General features: G+C 59.2%; 15 protein-coding genes. 11 read left to right on the forward strand and 4 right to left on the reverse strand.

Translation table 11 applies throughout. The annotated features are described in order from the left end of the window. The first annotated feature begins 3 nt into the window (after positions 1-3). The 6 genes from G5380_RS05810 to G5380_RS05835 all read left to right on the forward strand — a co-directional run bounded on the left by G5380_RS05810 (position 4) and on the right by G5380_RS05835 (position 6,055). Positions 4-621, forward strand: a complete 618-nt coding sequence (locus tag G5380_RS05810; RefSeq protein WP_421338298.1) for a TorD/DmsD family molecular chaperone — start codon at positions 4-6, stop codon at positions 619-621. Between the two features lie 131 nt (positions 622-752). Beyond that, positions 753-956, forward strand: coding sequence for a transcriptional initiation protein Tat (locus tag G5380_RS05815; protein WP_005303194.1), 204 nt, complete (start codon positions 753-755; stop codon positions 954-956). A gap of 23 nt (positions 957-979) precedes the next feature. After that, positions 980-3,856, forward strand: coding sequence for a formate dehydrogenase subunit alpha (locus G5380_RS05820; RefSeq protein WP_374879105.1), 2,877 nt, complete (start codon positions 980-982; stop codon positions 3,854-3,856). 4 nt (positions 3,857-3,860) lie between these two features. After that, entirely contained in the window at positions 3,861-4,520 is a 660-nt protein-coding gene (gene fdh3B, locus G5380_RS05825) for a formate dehydrogenase FDH3 subunit beta (protein ID WP_005353752.1), read from the forward strand. After that, entirely contained in the window at positions 4,517-5,485 is a 969-nt protein-coding gene (locus tag G5380_RS05830) for a formate dehydrogenase subunit gamma (RefSeq protein ID WP_421352509.1), read from the forward strand. The genes fdh3B and G5380_RS05830 overlap by 4 nt, the downstream gene beginning before the upstream one ends. Before the next feature lie 159 nt (positions 5,486-5,644). Beyond that, positions 5,645-6,055, forward strand: coding sequence for a hypothetical protein (locus G5380_RS05835; protein ID WP_013723543.1), 411 nt, complete (start codon positions 5,645-5,647; stop codon positions 6,053-6,055). An 87-nt stretch (positions 6,056-6,142) separates the two neighbouring features. On the opposite strand, the gene G5380_RS05840 is transcribed toward G5380_RS05835, so the two are convergent. Next, positions 6,143-6,907 carry a substrate-binding periplasmic protein gene (locus tag G5380_RS05840; protein WP_421265247.1) on the reverse strand — a complete coding sequence of 255 codons (765 nt, stop codon included), beginning with the start codon at positions 6,905-6,907 and terminating at the stop codon, positions 6,143-6,145. A gap of 274 nt (positions 6,908-7,181) precedes the next feature. On the opposite strand from G5380_RS05840, the gene G5380_RS05845 reads away from it, so the two are divergent. Beyond that, positions 7,182-8,897 (forward strand): NAD-dependent malic enzyme, encoded by a 1,716-nt coding sequence (locus G5380_RS05845; protein WP_064339679.1) that lies wholly within the window; start codon positions 7,182-7,184, stop codon positions 8,895-8,897. An 87-nt stretch (positions 8,898-8,984) separates the two neighbouring features. Here the strand turns inward: G5380_RS05845 and G5380_RS05850 are convergent, their stop codons facing one another. Together G5380_RS05850 and G5380_RS05855 are read right to left on the reverse strand one after the other, a co-directional pair. Then, a complete protein-coding gene (locus tag G5380_RS05850) occupies positions 8,985-9,326 on the reverse strand; it encodes an RT0821/Lpp0805 family surface protein (RefSeq protein ID WP_216953134.1) in 342 nt (113 codons plus the stop codon). Next, complete coding sequence (locus G5380_RS05855; protein ID WP_421352510.1) at positions 9,323-10,519, reverse strand: hypothetical protein; 1,197 nt, start codon at positions 10,517-10,519, stop codon at positions 9,323-9,325. Before G5380_RS05855 ends, G5380_RS05850 begins: the two co-directional genes overlap by 4 nt. A 305-nt stretch (positions 10,520-10,824) precedes the next feature. On the opposite strand from G5380_RS05855, the gene G5380_RS05860 reads away from it, so the two are divergent. From G5380_RS05860 to G5380_RS05870, 3 genes are all read left to right on the forward strand, one after another. After that, entirely contained in the window at positions 10,825-12,063 is a 1,239-nt protein-coding gene (locus tag G5380_RS05860) for a uracil-xanthine permease family protein (RefSeq protein ID WP_005347636.1), read from the forward strand. A 550-nt stretch (positions 12,064-12,613) separates the two neighbouring features. Further along, positions 12,614-13,345, forward strand: a complete 732-nt coding sequence (locus G5380_RS05865) for a substrate-binding periplasmic protein (RefSeq protein ID WP_227342193.1) — start codon at positions 12,614-12,616, stop codon at positions 13,343-13,345. 40 nt (positions 13,346-13,385) lie between these two features. Further along, positions 13,386-14,912, forward strand: coding sequence for a methyl-accepting chemotaxis protein (locus G5380_RS05870; protein WP_421210118.1), 1,527 nt, complete (start codon positions 13,386-13,388; stop codon positions 14,910-14,912). A 154-nt stretch (positions 14,913-15,066) separates the two neighbouring features. On the opposite strand, the gene G5380_RS05875 is transcribed toward G5380_RS05870, so the two are convergent. Next, positions 15,067-15,489 carry a GNAT family N-acetyltransferase gene (locus G5380_RS05875; RefSeq protein WP_421352594.1) on the reverse strand — a complete coding sequence of 141 codons (423 nt, stop codon included), beginning with the start codon at positions 15,487-15,489 and terminating at the stop codon, positions 15,067-15,069. Between the two features lie 155 nt (positions 15,490-15,644). Between G5380_RS05875 and G5380_RS05880 the strand changes: the two genes are divergently transcribed. Continuing rightward, positions 15,645-16,145, forward strand: a complete 501-nt coding sequence (locus G5380_RS05880; protein ID WP_216953138.1) for an SRPBCC family protein — start codon at positions 15,645-15,647, stop codon at positions 16,143-16,145. Positions 16,146-16,292: the final 147 nt, after the last annotated feature.

The raw sequence follows: 16,292 nt of genomic DNA on the forward strand, positions 1-16,292 counted from the left end.
GTGATGAGTGAACAACATAACGAAAAGGCTGGCGAACTGACCATGACCGAACTGGAACAGAGCAGCGCCGATCTCTACGCCCTGCTGGCGAGTCTCTGGCGCGCCGCTCCCCGTGGCGAACAGCTCGCCTGGCTGCAAGGGTTGCAGGTCATGCCTGGCCCCTTTGCCAGAGGGCTGGGGCTGGTGCAGCTGGCAGCCAGTAGCCACCACGAAAACGAGCTTGCCGAGGAGTATCAGGATCTCTTTATCGGGCTGGGGCGCGGGGAGATTGTGCCGTTTGCCTCCTGGTATCTCACCGGCTCATTGATGGAGCTGCCGCTGGCGGTGCTGCGCGCAGATCTGCAGTCCCTCGGTTTCGAGCGCCAGAGCGGAGTGTGCGAGCCGGAAGATCATCTGGCCGCCCTCTGTGAGGTGATGGCGGTACTGATTGCCGAGCAGCACCCGGAGCGCAACCGCTTTTATGAGCGCCACCTTGCCCCCTGGGTACTCGCTTGCTGCCGCGATCAGCAACAGGCGAAAGGGGGCAGCTTCTACCGGGCGGTCGGCGCCCTTGCCGAAGATTTCTTCAAGCTGGAAAACGAATTGCGCCTGCCGTTTGGCGCCTGCGTGGTGCCGGGCTGAACGCCCTTATCTGTGCATAACACGCTGTGCATAACAAGTTCTGCGCATAACAAAACGAGCAGACGAGATATCCCATTGGACGCGAAGCTGGCGCGCAGGCGCCAGCAAGAACAACAACAGAGGTCACAAGAATGAGCGATGAACAGCTGAAAGACCCGTCCCGCCGCAATCTGATCAAGGGAGTTGGCGTGGTCGCCACCATAGGCGTATTGGCCGGTGCCACCGGTCGGGTGGTGGGCAAAGAGGTGCTGACCCACGACACCGAGCCTGACAAGGGCTATCGGGAGACCCCCCATGTTCACGACTTTTATCGCACCCTGCGCGGCACCGACTGAGCCGGATCAGTGAAGGAGAACTCATGAAACTGACAAAACGTGCCGAGCAGCCCCAAGTGGGCGAGCAGGGCAATGAGGCCATTCGCGGTCAGGGGCTGACCCGTCGCGCCTTTATGGTCAATTCCGGTCTGGTGGCCGGTGGCGCCGTGGCCGCCGGTTGGCTGGCGCCAGCCATGATGCAGCGGGCCGAGGCCAAAACCGTGGCGGCCGACGTGCCGGTCGAGGTGAAGCGCACCATCTGTTCCCACTGCTCGGTGGGCTGCGGCGTCTATGCCGAGGTGCAAAACGGCGTCTGGACCGGTCAGGAGCCTGCCTTTGATCACCCCTTCAACCTTGGCGGCCACTGCGCCAAGGGGGCTGCCCTGCGCGAGCACGGCCACGGTGAGCGTCGCCTCAAGTACCCGATGAAGCTGGTGGGCGGCAAGTGGCAGCGCATCAGCTGGGATCAGGCCATCGAAGAGGTGGGCAACGAAGTGCTGCGCCTGCGCAAGGAGTCCGGCCCCGACAGCGTCTACTGGCTCGGCTCCGCCAAGCACTCCAACGAGCAGGCTTATCTGTTTCGCAAGATGGCGTCCCTGTGGGGCACCAACAACGTGGATCACCAGGCGCGCATCTGCCACTCCACCACGGTCGCTGGCGTCGCCAACACCTGGGGCTACGGCGCCATGACCAACAGCCTGAACGACATGCACAACAGCAAGTCGATCATGTTTATCGGCTCCAACCCGGCGGAGGCCCATCCGGTCGCCATGCAGCACATCCTGCTGGCGAAAGAGCGCAACGGCTGCAAGATTTTGGTGGTCGACCCGCGCCGCACCCGCACCGCCGCCAAGGCGGACATGTACCTCTCCCTGCGTCCGGGCACCGACGTCGCCTTTATCTGGGGCATGCTCTGGCACATCTTCAAGAACGGCTGGGAAGACAAAGAGTTCATCCGCACCCGCGTCTATGGCATGGACGAGGTACAAAAAGAGGTGGCGCGCTGGACCCCGGCGGAAGTGGAGCGGGTGACCGGTCTCAACGAACAGCAGGTTCATGGTGCCGCCAAGCTGCTGGCCGACAACCGCCCCGGCTGCGTGGTCTGGTGCATGGGCGGCACCCAGCACACCACAGGCAACAACAACACCCGCGCTTACTGCATCCTCGAACTGGCCCTCGGCAACGTGGGCAAGAGCGGGGCGGGCACCAACATCTTCCGCGGTCACGACAACGTGCAGGGCGCCACTGACTTTGGCGTCACCTCCGATTCCCTGCCCGGCTACTACGGGCTGGAAGAGGGCTCCTGGAAGCACTGGGCCCGGGTGTGGGATGTGGATTACGAGTGGATCAAGGCTCGTTTCGACAACAAGGCCTACAACGGCAAGCTGCCGATGAACAACAACGGCATTCCGGTCTCCCGCTGGGTTGATGGTGTGCTGGAGAACGCCGATCTCATCGAGCAGGGCTCCAATATCCGCGCCATGTTCTACTGGGGCCATGCGGTCAACTCCCAGACTCGCGGCCCCGAGATGAAGAAGGCGATGCAAAAGCTCGACATGATGGTGATTGTCGACCCGTATCCCACAGTCGCTGCCGTCATGAACGATCGCACCGACGGCGTCTACCTGCTGCCGGCCACCACCCAGTTCGAAACCTATGGTTCCGTCACCGCCACCAACCGCTCCATGCAGTGGCGCGACAAGGTGATAGAACCCCTGTTCGAATCCAAGGTCGACCACGAGATCATGTATCTCTTGAGCAAGAAGCTCGGTTTTGCCGACCAGCTGTTCAAGCACATCAAGGTAGAGAACAATCAGCCACTGCTGGAAGACATCACCCGCGAATACAACCGCGGCATGTGGAGCGTGGGCTACACCGGCCAGAGCCCGGAGCGGCTCAAGGCGCACCAGCAGAACTGGCACACCTTCCACAAGACCAACCTCAAGGCCGAAGGCGGCCCGGTCAGTGGCGAAGTGTACGGTCTGCCCTGGCCCTGCTGGGGCACCCCGGAGATGAAACATCCCGGCAGCCATATCCTCTACGACACCAGCATTCCGGTGTCGGAAGGGGGCGGTGGTTTCCGCGCACGTTTCGGCATCGAGTATCAGGGCGTCTCGCTGCTCGCCGAAGACTCCTGGCCGAAAGGGAGCGAGGTGGAAGACGGTTATCCCGAGATCACTGCCGACCTGATGAAACAGCTCGGCTGGTGGGATGAGCTGACCGAGGCCGAGAAGAAAGAGGCCGAGGGCAAGAACTGGAAGACCGATCTCTCCGGCGGCATCCAGCGTGTCGCCATCAAGCACGGCTTTGTGCCGTATGGCAACGCCAAGGCGCGCTGCGTGGTGTGGACCTTCCCGGATCAGGTGCCAAAGCACCGCGAGCCGCTTTACACCCCGCGCCGCGACTTGCTGGCCGACTACGCCACCTGGCCTGATTCGAAGAGCCTGTGGCGCCTGCCGACCCAGTACGCCTCGGTGCAGGAGAAGGATGTCAGCAAGGAGTTCCCCATCATCCTCACCTCCGGCCGTCTGGTCGAATACGAGGGGGGCGGCGACGAGACCCGCTCCAACCCCTGGCTGGCTGAATTGCAGCAGGAGATGTTTGTCGAGATGAACCCGGCGGATGCCAACGACGTCGGGGTGCGCGACGGTCAGGATGTGTGGGTCGAGGGGCCGGAAGGGGGCCGGGTCAAGGTGAAGGCACTGGTGACTCCGCGGGTCAAACCGGGGCTCGCCTTTATGCCGTTCCACTTCGGCGGCCACTTCGAGGGCAAGGATCTGCGATCCAAATATCCGGAAGGGTCTGACCCCTATGTGCTGGGGGAGTCGGTCAACATAGTCACCACCTATGGTTATGACCCGGTCACCCAGATGCAGGAGACCAAGGTCACCCTGTGCCGTTTTCGCAAAGTAGGAGCCTGATCCCATGGCCAGAATGAAATTCATGTGTGACACCAAGCGCTGCATCGAGTGCAACGGCTGTGTGACGGCGTGCAAGAACGAGAACGACGATGCCCTCGAGTGGGGCATCCAGCGCCGCCGGGTGGTAACCCTCAACGACGGCCTGCCAGGTGAGACCTCCATCTCGGTCGCCTGCATGCATTGCACCGACGCCCCCTGCATGGCGGTCTGCCCGGCCGACTGCTTCTATCACACCGACGACGGCATAGTGCTGCACAACAAGGATCTCTGCATCGGTTGCGGCTACTGCCTGTTTGCCTGCCCGTTCGGGGCGCCCCAGTTCCCGAAAACCGCCGCCTTTGGCGATCGGGGCAAGATGGACAAGTGCACCTTCTGCGCCGGCGGCCCGGAAGAGGATCACAGCGAGGCGGAGCGCCAGAAGTACGGTGCCAACCGTATCGCCGAGGGCAAGCTGCCCATGTGTGCCGAGCTCTGCTCCACCAAAGCACTGCTGGCAGGGGATGCGCAGGTGATCTCCGATATCTTCCGCGAGCGGGTTGCCTATCGCGGTGCCCCTCATGCTGCTTGGGGGGCTGATGAACAGGCGCTCTATCGCGACGCCAGCAAACCTCACGATGGCAGAGGCAAGGGGCTCAAGCTTGGCAAGCAGGAGGATGGTCAATGAGACACTGGCTGACAGCGCTGCTGACGGCCTTGCTGCTGTTCAGCGCGCCCGGCTTCGCTGATGCGCAGAAAGAGGCGGTCGGCTTTGCCGGCGCCGATTATTGGCGGGCGGTGAAGGATGGGCAGGAGGGGGTGACCACCTCCCGCTCGCCGGAGCACGGAGTGCTTATCTCGGTGCCGGGCCAGCTCTGGTTCGAGGTGAAGACCAAGTGGGTGTCGCCGCTCGGCGCCATCGCCATCTTCGGCTCCTTGGCCATGTGCGGCCTGATGTATCTGGTGGTGGGGCAGACCAAGCTCTCCAAACCGCGCACCGGGCGCAAGCTCAAGCGCTGGAGCAGGCTGGATCGGGCGCTGCACTGGACCACGGCGGCCATGTTCCTGACCCTCTCCGGGTCAGGGCTGGCCATCATCTATGGCAAGTACTTCATCAAGCCGGTGGTGAGCATGGGGGTGTGGGAGAACTGGATCTGGTTCGCCAAGGTGTTCCACAACTACGTGGGGCCGCTCTTCTTCCTCTGCTTGCTCGGTGTACTCATCAAGTGGTTCCGCCACAACATCGTCAACATGGTGGATGTGCAGTGGTTTATGAAGGCTGGCGGCATGCTGGGGCCCCACAAGGGGAGTCACCCCTCGGCGGGCTTCTCCAACGGCGGCGAGAAGGCGATCTTCTGGCTGCTCATCTGGTTTGGCGGCATAGTCGTGGCGACCGGGCTGTTTCTGGACTTTCCCATCTTCGGCCAGCTGCGCCGTCAGATGGAGTGGGCCAGCTTTATCCATATCGTCGGCGCCTTGATCCTTATCTGCGGTTTTATCTTCCATATTTACATGGGCCTGTTCCAGCTGGAAGGGGCGCTGGAGGGGATGGTGACCGGTGAGGTGGACGAGACCTGGGCCAAGGAGCACCACGACCTCTGGTATGAAGAGGTGAAACACACTCTCGATGAGCCCAAGGCGGGTAAATCATGATGGTCGACAAAGAGTAAAGGGAAGGGGCGCTGAGGCGCCCCTTTTGATGGCGGGTCGATGGTGATGGCAAATTGATTGAGCGATGCCGCAAACGGCGATGGTTTTTTGGGCCACCTTGAGCAACAGTAACAGGGGGTCCATTCACACAAGGGATGACAAATGATGAGAAAAGCATGGCTGGCAGCGGTATGTGCATCTGCGCTCTTCGGTGGTATTGCGGGCGTGGCGCAGGCGGCTGACGGGATCAAGACCCAGCAGGTACAGTTCAAAAAAGGGGAGTCAGGGGCAACCATCAACGGCACCATTCAAGGTAGCCAGACCCTCGATTACAAGCTGACGGCCAACAAGGGCCAGAGCATGGTGGTGATCCTGACCGGCAAGCCCTACTTCAATATTCTGCCGCCGGGCAGCAAGGGGGAGGCGATGTTTATCGGCTCTACGGAAGGGAACAACTTTGAGGCGACCCTGCCCGCCAAGGGCACTTATACCATTCGGGTCTACCAGATGGGGGCGGCCGAGAGCAGCAAGGCCAAGACGCCGTTCAAGCTGGAGGTGGGCATCAGCGGCTAATGCCAGCAGCTGACAAGCATCACAGAGGTGGCGGCCACAAAGGGCCGTCACCGTTGTTTTATCCCCTCTGTTTTTGCCTCGCCAAGGTTAATAGCCCCCCCGGGCCAGCCGTTCGAAGTAGCGCTGATAACGTCCGCTGGCGATGGCCTGCTGCAACTGCTGATTGAACTGATCCCGCAGTTTGGCTGAATCCGGCATCTTGCGTGGGAACATCACGAAGCTGTCGTTGCGCAGAAAAGGGGTCTGACTGTGGGTGATGAGTGCCGCGCTGGCGGGGTCGAGCTGGCTCTGCAACTCGGCCAGACCGACTCGCAGCTCTTGCGGATAGAGGTCGATCCGTCCGCGCAGCAGCTTGCCGAAATTCTGTTTCACGTCGGTGACTTTCTGTTGGGTTACCTTGCCATCGGCCACCATCTTGTCCAGCTCGGGCCCGTAGCTATAGGCGATATCACCCCCCAACCGCATGCCGATGATCTGCTCAAGGCGCTCGGCCCGCAGCTGCCGTGATTTGAGGGAGAAGAAGACAAACTGCTCCTGCAGCACCGCTTCGCTGAACAGAAAATCCTGTTCCCGCTCCGGTTTGTGCATCCAGACGGCGGTGGCGTCGTAGAGCTGGCTGTTGGCCGCCAGCGAATAGACCCGACCCCAGGGGGCGAAGTGGAACTTCACCTCATAGCCTGCTTCTTTGAACAGATCGCTGATAAGGTGGGCCACTGGCCCGTGCTGTTTTGACTGCTCGGAGACGAAAGGGGGCCATTCACCCACGATGATGTTGAGTACCCGGCCCGGTGCGGCGAGAGCCGACTGGCAGGTCAGAAATAGCCACAGTGCAAGCAGCGGGATCAGGCGCATGGCAGGAAGAAGGGGGAGCAGGCTGGCAGAGGTGAGGGCATCAGATCACTCCCGGCTGTGATGCGGTGAAAGGGGCTGGGTTGCCCGCAATGCTAACATGAGTCTCATTCCTTGCCGTGGATATTTGTCTCGCCGGGGTCGCCGGGCGCCTATTTTGGCCGCAGGGTATGCCCAAGCTCACAAAACCGATCGAGTAAACGTCATATGATTGATTTCATTATGAGTCTTGCTCTCCTGCCGAACGGCAATTTCACGTAAATCAAAGAGAATGACTATGGCTACCGGACAATATCTGCTGTGGAAAGATGCACAGGGACAGGATTTTCGCCCCGTTGCACTGACCGGCACTGATCTGCTTAACAATCGATACCTCAACAAGGGCACGGCCTTCACCGAACAGGAGCGGGCCGATTTTGATCTCGATGGTTTGCTGCCGCCTCAGGTGCAAACTTTTGAAGCCCAGCTCGAGCGAGTGTATGAGGGGTTCAAGAGCGCTTGCAGCGATATCGAGAAGTACCAGAACCTGCGTGCCCTGCAGGATCGCAACGAGACTCTCTTCTATGCCCTGTTGTCACGCCATGTAGAGGAGATGACTCCCTACATCTATACCCCGACCGTGGGCAAGGCGTGCCAGGAGTTCAGCCACCGCTTCCAGAAGCCGCGCGGCCTCTACATCACCCCGGACAACGTGGATGACATGGGCAGTCAGGCCCGTCACTTCGATGCCAAATCGATCCGCATCATAGTCGTCACCGACAGCCAGGGCATTCTGGGGATCGGCGACCAGGGTGTTGGCGGCATGGGGATCCCTATCGGCAAGCTGGCGCTCTATACCCTAGGGGCCGGTATTCACCCCGCCTGCTGCATGCCCATCGCGCTGGATGTGGGCACCGACAATCAGAAACTGCTCGATGATCCCATGTATCTGGGCCGCCCGCACAAGCGTATTCGCGGCAAGGAGTATGAAGAGTTCATCGACAAGTTCGTGCAGGGGGTCAAGCGCCACTTCCCCAACGCCGTGCTGCAGTGGGAAGACTTCAGCAAATCCAATGCTTTCAACAATCTGGCCCGCTACCAGCAGGCACTGCCGTCATTCAACGATGACATTCAGGGCACCGGTGCCGTGGTGCTGGCCGGTATTATCGGCGCGGTCAAGGTCAAGGGGGAGACCCTGGGCCAGCAGAACTATCTGGTCTATGGCGCTGGCGCCGGCGGGGTTGGGGTCGCGGATCAGATCTGCGCGGGGATGATCCGCGAAGGGATGGATCCGCAGGCGGCCCGCGATCGCATCTACATTCTGGATACCCAGGGGCTGGTGTGCGACAACCGGGACGGGCTTGACGAGTACAAACGTCGCTACGCCAAACCGGGGTTGCTGCTGGCGGGTTGGGATACCGAGGTGCCCGGCAAGGCCAATCTGGCCGATGTACTGCGTCATGTGCCCATTACCGTGTTGCTGGGTACCAGCGGCTCGGGCGGGGCCTTCCAGGAAGAACACATCCAGCTGATGCTGCAGCATTGCGAGCGCCCCATGGTGTTCCCGCTCTCCAACCCGACCGCCAACTGTGAAGCGCTGCCGGAGGATATCTACCGCTGGAGCAAGGGCAAGGCGATCGTGGCGACCGGTAGTCCCTTCAAGGATGTGAGCTACGAGGGGCAGGAGTTCAGGGTCGGGCAGGGCAATAATGTCTTTATCTTCCCCGGTGTAGGTCTGGCGGCCATCGTCAGCCAGATCCGCGAGATCACACCCGATGTCTTCACGACCGCCGCCTTTGCGCTGGCCGAGTGCGTGAGTGAGGTGGACCTGGCTAAAGGGGCCGTCTATCCCCGCATTCGCGAGCTGCGCAGCATCTCGGTGCATGTGGCGACCGCCGTGCTCAAGGATATCGTGCGCCGGGATCCCTCCCACCCGCTGATCGGTCAGGATCTGCAGCAGCATATCCTCAACCACATGTGGGAGCCGGTTTACCTGCCCTATCGTCGGGTATAACCGCGTATTCACCGCTCGGATAACGGGTCGGAAAAGATGACAAGGGGGTAGCGCTGCTACCCCCTTTCGTTTATCCCGTGGCATTCACTAAGTTCGCAATGGCCGCCAGCGCCCTTGCTGATTGCGACAGGCGGTATCCTGCCACTGCTGACTGGCCTGGCCGATATAGAGTTGCTCGCGATAGTCGCGACACCACTCCCCGCTGGCATGGCGGAAGGTGCGTAGCGGCGTGACGCTGCCCGAGTGACGATTAGCCGGATTGAACCAGGTGAGGCTCTGCCCTTTGGTACGGGTTTCCAGCGCCTTGGCAAGGGCCTGATTGGCCAGTTGAACATCTGCCTTATCCATCTGATGGTAAAGCGGCGGAGTGTCGACCGTGGCGCAGCCAGTGAGGCCGAGCAGGAGGAGTGGTAACAGATATCGCATCATGGTTGCCCCTGTTGGCGAAAACCGTTGTTGAGCAGCACCCGCTCCTGCTCATCGGTAAGCACTTGCTGGCGATCATCGACCGTGCCGTCACCTCTTAGTTTGTTGCCGTTGGCATCGACAGCATCCACACCGTTGTCATCGACCGTGCCATCACCTCTTAGTTTGTTGCCGTTGGCATCGACAGCATCCACACCGTTGTCATCGATGGTTCCATCCCCCCTGAGCTTGTTGCCGTTGGCATCGACGGCATCTACGCCGTTGTCATCGATGGTGCCATCGCCTCTGAGCTTGTTGCCGTTGGCATCGACGGCATCCACACCGTTGTCATCAACGCCATTGCCAAACCCGCGGCCACCCCCATGGCGTTCTCCCCCTGCATGTTTTTCTCCACCAGCATGCCGTTCACCTCCACCATGCTGCTCTCCGCCGGCATGCTCGCCTTGGCCGCCACTGTCATCGCTGCCCCCATCGCTGCCACCGCCGCTGTCGCTGCCTCCGCCGTTGTTGCTGCCTCCGCCGCTGTTGCTGCCTCCGCCGCTGTTGCCACCACCACTGCTGCTGCCCCCACTGCCACCATCGCCATCTTTGTTGTGAACGATCAGCTCATTGGCGATGTAGCTGTGGCTGCCATCGAGCAGCAGATTGAAGAGTGCGGTAGTGGGAGGCGCCTCGATCCAGCAGAGTGACTCAACCAGCAGTAATTCCGGCTGGGATTGCAGGGCCAGATTGCCCGTCACCATGACAGGTGCCGGGCGACACATTATCTGCATGCCGGTAAATAGCGGCAGCACTGCCAGTTGCGGGTTTTCGGTTCGTGTCATGGCCGGTGAGATGGCTGCCCAGCCCCGCGTGGTCAGCAGAGGGTGTTCTGCGGTAAAGAACGGGGGCAGATCATTGATCCCGTAGAGTCTGCGTTTGCCCAGTATGACCCGTTCGACCGCCAGGATCCGGTTACTGCCGCCGTGTTGATCCAGCACTCGTTCACCGACCCGGAGCGTCTCTATGGGGCGGGTGGAGCCATCGGCCATCGTGATGCGAGTGCCGGCGATAAAGCAGGACTTGGCATAGGCCTGATTCATTTGCCACTCATTGTGGGCGAAATCATAACTGAACGGGTTTGCAAACAGGGCGAGTGCGATGGCCGAGCCAATAAGCAATCTGCGCTGGCTGGCCTTGAATGGGGGCTGTGACATGGGGACTCCTTGTCCATCTTGATTCACAGGATCCATTATAGAGCGCCCCCTGGCGGTGGCATCTTTGACCATGAACACAATAAACATGATGGAAAAACGATTGGCGTTCGTCACAATAATGCGTAAAATCGCATACTCGATGCTTGTAGCAACGAATCCCGCCTAAAAAGCCAGTTTCATGCCCTTCCCAAGCAGTAAAAGGTAACAGGTGACGCATTTGTGTTCATTTTGTGCCTTGAAAAAGTCTTGTGATGACTGAAAAGTGATAAATATCCCCATCAGTTATCAAAAAATTAAGGACATCCATGTTTTCCTTAGTCAAGCAAAGTGTCGCCGGGCTGCAAATCCTGTTTGTCGCCTTCGGTGCCATGGTTCTGGTGCCCCTGCTCACCGGACTGAACCCCTCCATGGCCCTGCTTGGCGCCGGTGTGGGCACCCTGTTGTTCCAGCTCTGCACCCGCCGCCAGGTCCCGATTTTCCTCGGTTCCAGCTTTGCCTTTATCGCTCCCATCATCTACGCCACCCAGACTTGGGGATTGCCATCCACCATGTTTGGCCTGTTTGCCGCCGGTTTCATGTATTTCATTCTGGCTGCGCTGATCCGGGCAAAAGGGATGGGTTTTGTGCACAAATTGCTGCCCCCGGTGGTGATTGGCCCGGTGATCATGGTGATCGGTCTTTCTGTGGCGCAGGTTGCCTGCAACATGGCGATGGGCCGCGCCGGTGGTGAGCAGGTGGTTCCTGCGGGGACTGCGCTGACGCTGGCCGGTATCTCGCTGGCGGTCACCCTGATTGCAGCTGTGTTCTGCAAGGGGTGGATCAAGCTGATCCCCATCCTGTGCGGTGTGATTGCCGGTTATGTCTCGGCGGTGTTCATGGGCCAGGTGAGTTTCGATGGCATGGTGAACGCCCCCTGGCTGGCGCTGCCCCACTTCGAAACCCCGGAGATCAACTGGGCTGCTGCGTTGTTCATGTTGCCGGTAGCCATCGCCCCCTGTATCGAGCATATCGGTGGCGTGTTGGCGATTGGTGGCGTGACTGGCAAGGATTACACCAAGGATCCGGGTTTGCATCGTACGCTGGCCGGTGACGGTATCGGAGTCTGCTTCGCCGGTTTCATCGGTGGCCCACCCGTGACCACCTACGCCGAAGTGACCGGTGCCGTGATGATCACTCGCAACTTCAATCCGGTCACCATGACCTGGGCTGCGGTGTTTGCCATCATTCTGGCCTTCTTCGGCAAGTTCAATGCGTTGCTCACCTCCATCCCGATGCCGGTGATGGGCGGTATCATGCTGCTGCTGTTCGGATCCATCGCTGCCATCGGTCTCAAGACGCTGGTGGAATCCAAGGTGGATCTGGGACTGTCGCGCAATATCGCCATCGTCGCCGTGACTCTTACTGTCGGTGTCGGTGCGCTGGAGATGAAGATTGGCGACTTCGCGCTGGCCGGTGTTGGCCTGGCCTCCGTTGCCGCCATCCTGCTCAACCTGATCCTGCCTGCGCACTCCGAAGAAGGTGTGATGGACGCCGCCAAGGATTGAGTATCGCCAGACGTTCATCGTTAACTTGTAGAAGGCCACCTCGCGGTGGTCTTCTCTGTTTCGGTTCTCTCGCGCCACTTTTCGGCTCTGCGGAGCTCATCTGGAATCTAATTTGGAAGTAGATGAGGGGGTTAGCACTCTCATTTGACGTATCTCTTTTCGTGACCTTAGCTAAAGGACAGGTTTGGCTCTGAGGTCTCCTCGAGCAGTATGGGAAAATGGATGTTGGCGTTTTCTATCATTTCTCTCTCAGACCCTGGTCATTAAACGATGCGCTTCTGCTTCGCCACAGCGCTGTTGTATGGCAGAGGTTTATCCGCCCCCTCCACACTCCCCTCATGCTGCCCTGGCATGTTTCCACCTCGATTTGTCGTGAGCCTCCCCCGCCGATTGCGTTTCGTTGCGCACTGGCAAAATCCGGATCTGTTTGCTGCTGCACATGGGTGGGCGGCGAGCCGTGAAAGCCGGCATGACCCCAGCGGGTCAGATGTGCACCGCCATCGGTAACGGCGGATGTTCAGGGATGAATGGCAAGCAAAGCGAGGTTGCAATGAACTATCAACTGCTGTGGAAAAGTGCAATTTTTTCAGTCTCTTCCATGATGGCGATAAGCGCAGTTCAGGCTGCGCCACTGAACGTGATGACCGAGGATTACCCTCCGTTCAACATGCAGGGGGAGGGGGGCAAGATTGTCGGGCTATCGACCGAGGTGGTCGAAGAGCTGCTCAAGCGTGCCGGCGTCGAATACAAGCTGACCCTGATGCCCTGGAAGCGGGCGTATGAAGATACCCTCAGCACTCCCAACACCGCACTCTACTCCACGACTCGTACCCCGGAGCGTGAGGCGCTGTTCAAATGGGTGGGGCCGCTGGTCAATAACAACTGGGTGTTCTTCTCCAGCTCGACGGCCAATATCACAGTCTCTTCACTGGAAGAGGCCAAGCAGTATTCGGTGGGGGGCTACAACGGTGATGCGGCAGCCGAGTATCTTAAGGCACAGGGATTTGCCAAGTTGCAGCTGGCAGCCAATGACACCGCCAACGTGAAAAAACTGGAGGCCGGTCGTATCGATCTCTGGGCAACCGGCCAGTATCTGGCGCCTTATCTGGCCAGCAAGGAGAAGGTGGCTTCACCCAAGCCGGTCTTCGTGTTCAAGGAAACCCAGATGAGTTTGGCGTTTAACAAGGATACGCCCGATGAACTCATCAACAAGCTCAACGAGGTTCTGGCAGCCATGAAAGCCGACGGCACCATCGAGAAAATCAACGCCAAGTACCAGTAAGTTGTACTGTTCCTGCTGCCGTTAATACCGGGAGGAAGTCATGGATTGGAAAAGTCTGAAGTTCAGGATTGCCGTACTGACTTCCCTCTCGGTGAGTCTGCTACTGGTACTGTTTGGTGGTTATAACTACAGCTCGGTGAGGGAAGAGAGCTACAGCAAACAGGCTCAGCTGGTCGAGCAGGCGATCAAGCGACTGCAGCTCTCCTTGCCTGGCCCTTTGTGGAATTATGAGTCGGCCTTTATCGAGGCATCGCTCAAATCCGAGCTGGCGGCCGATATGCTCAGCACACTGCTGGTGGTCAACAAGGAGAAGCTGGTGGCCGGGTTTGCCCGCGATGCAGCGGGCACTATTTCCCCTGTAACGGCCATACCCGCCGATACGGCGGCCTATGGGGGGTATGATCTGGTCTACGACGACAGCGGCCAGAAAAATACCGTGGCCAGATTGCTGGTCGAAACCAGTGATGCGGCCATTCAGGCCAACTTGCGCCAGCAGTTGATCACCACTGTCTGGCAGATCCTGGTACTTGATATCTGTATCATTGCCTTGTTGATGGTACTCATTCATCGCAATGTGCTGAGACCACTTCATCAGATGAATCTGGCGGTGTTCGATTTGGCCAGGGGAGAGGGGGATCTGACCCGGCGTCTCAAGATCCTCCGTCAGGATGAGATGGGCGCGCTGGCCACCAACATCAATCACTTTATTGCCAAGCTTCAGGAGATGGTGGCCGAAATCAACGAGCTCTCTGCTGGCGTGCTGCAGACCGCGGAACGTTGTGACACCCTTGCGGCGGATACTCGGGGCGCCAGTGATGCCCAGCAACTGGAGCTGGATCAGGTCGCGACTGCCATTACCGAGATGAGCCAGGCGGTGCAGGAGGTGGCAGGTAATGCAGTGAAGACTGCTACGGCGACCGATGAGGCCAACCTTTATGTCGAACAGGGCTACAATCTGGCCGGTCATGCCAATCAGGCGATTCACCAGCTGGTGGGAGAGGTGGAACGGGTGGCGGGGCTGATGCGCTCCCTCTCTACCGAGAGCAGCAGCATCGGCAATATTATCGAAGTGATCAATGGTATTGCCGAGCAGACCAATCTGCTGGCGCTCAATGCCGCCATCGAGGCGGCGAGGGCTGGGGATCAGGGGCGCGGTTTTGCGGTGGTGGCCGATGAAGTGCGAACCCTCTCGGGGCGCACTCGTCAGTCGACCGAAGAGATCAGTGCCAGCATCAAACGGCTGCAACAGGCGACCCAGAATGTCGGTGCCGGGATGCAGTTGAGCCAGGAGCAGGCCTCTCGTGCGGGCGCCGAAGCCGCCGATGTACAGGTATCGGTGGAGAAAATTAAAAACCAGGTCAGTCTGATCCGCGAGATGAACATGTATATTGCCCAAGCCTCGGAAGAGCAACACTCGGTAGCAGAGGCGGTGAGCCATAGCGTGAACCGGATTGCCACCCTCAATAGCGAGAGCGCGGCCAGGGTGGTGCAAGTGGCTGAAGCCAGCAGCGATTTGCGCCAGCTCTCCGGTCAGCTCGATACCCTGCTCAAGCTGTTTCGGGTCTAGAGAGCACATACGCCCTGCGGGGGATCCTCGGTGCGAGCGGTGGTCGCGATCACGCGCGCAACGGGGGTCGTGGTGTTCTCATATTCTGCCATGCAATCCCGGATCGATATTTTCCCTTTACGGGCCCATGCATGACAGTCTGGAGAGCTGTTGTCTACTCACGACACAGCTTGCACCAGGGACCGGTGAGCTCGCAGTACCCGGCCTCGTCGCCATGCTGCCAGCCAAGCCGATGATAGAAGGCCACGGCCGCCGTATTGCGGGTTGCCACCTTGAGTGATGCCGCGCGGGGATTATTTGCCAGACCATGTTCGAGCAGCGCTCGCCCAATCCCCTGACCATGCCAGTCGCTCGCAACGTACAAATGATGCACAAAGTGATCGGGTTGCCATACGGCGATAAATCCGCAGAGCGTCCCCCCTCGCTCAGCCACCCATATCTCTTCTCCCCGGGTCTGCTCGATAAAGTCATCCAGGTGAAACAGGGAGGGGTCTACCCAGTGAAAGGTTTGTCTGCGGCCTTGTAAAAACAGCTTGGCCAGCGGGGTGATATCACGTTCTTCCATGCGCCTGATCATCATGCTCTCCCAAGGGCGGTCACTGTTCCCTGTTGCACGCGGGCAAGGTTATCTGGGGCAAATGACAAGGGTGTGATTAAGGGCTGTCCAATACATTTGTCATGGGGCTATACTGCCGAAGTCCCCTGTATGGATGGCGTGAGGATTGTTGATTTATGGACAATAAACAGATTGAAGGCAACATTTTTGTTCCGGCTCATATCGATGACGTGTGGCACGCCTGGACGACAGAGAGTGGTCTGCGCAGTTTTCTGGCTCCCGAGTGTTTGATGGTAGCCGAACCGAATGGCCCCTTCGAAATCTACTTCAGGCCGGATGCTCCACTGGGTGAACGGGGCAGTGAAGGGTGCAGGGTCATGGCCGTCATGCCCTATGATTTGCTCAGCTTTAGCTGGAATTTTCCGCCCAGCCTACCCCATATTCGTCAGCAGAAGACTCAGGTTTGTCTGCGCTTTGTGCCGGAAGGGCAGGGCACTCGCCTCTACTTCCTGCAAACCGGTTGGGCCAATGATCCTGACTGGAATCAGGGGTATGCCTACTTTAGGGAAGAGTGGCTGGAGACCAGCCTGCCACGGCTGCAGTACCGCTTTACCCACGGCCCCATCGACTGGAACAACCCGCCCGACAAGGCACAGCTGAAGGCGTTGTCCCAGTAGTTTCGGGGCACAGAGATAAAAAAAACCGGCCAAAAGGCCGGTTGAAACAGTTCAGGCTTCGCAATGTCCCCCTCACCTAACTGCTTGTATCGGCTTAATAAACTGTAGTAGACATGACCAGATTTGACCACTGCGCTATTTAACTAG

It is taken from the genome of Aeromonas sp. 604443, assembly GCF_049170315.1.
GTDB classification, from domain to species: Bacteria; Pseudomonadota; Gammaproteobacteria; order Enterobacterales; family Aeromonadaceae; genus Aeromonas; species Aeromonas veronii_A.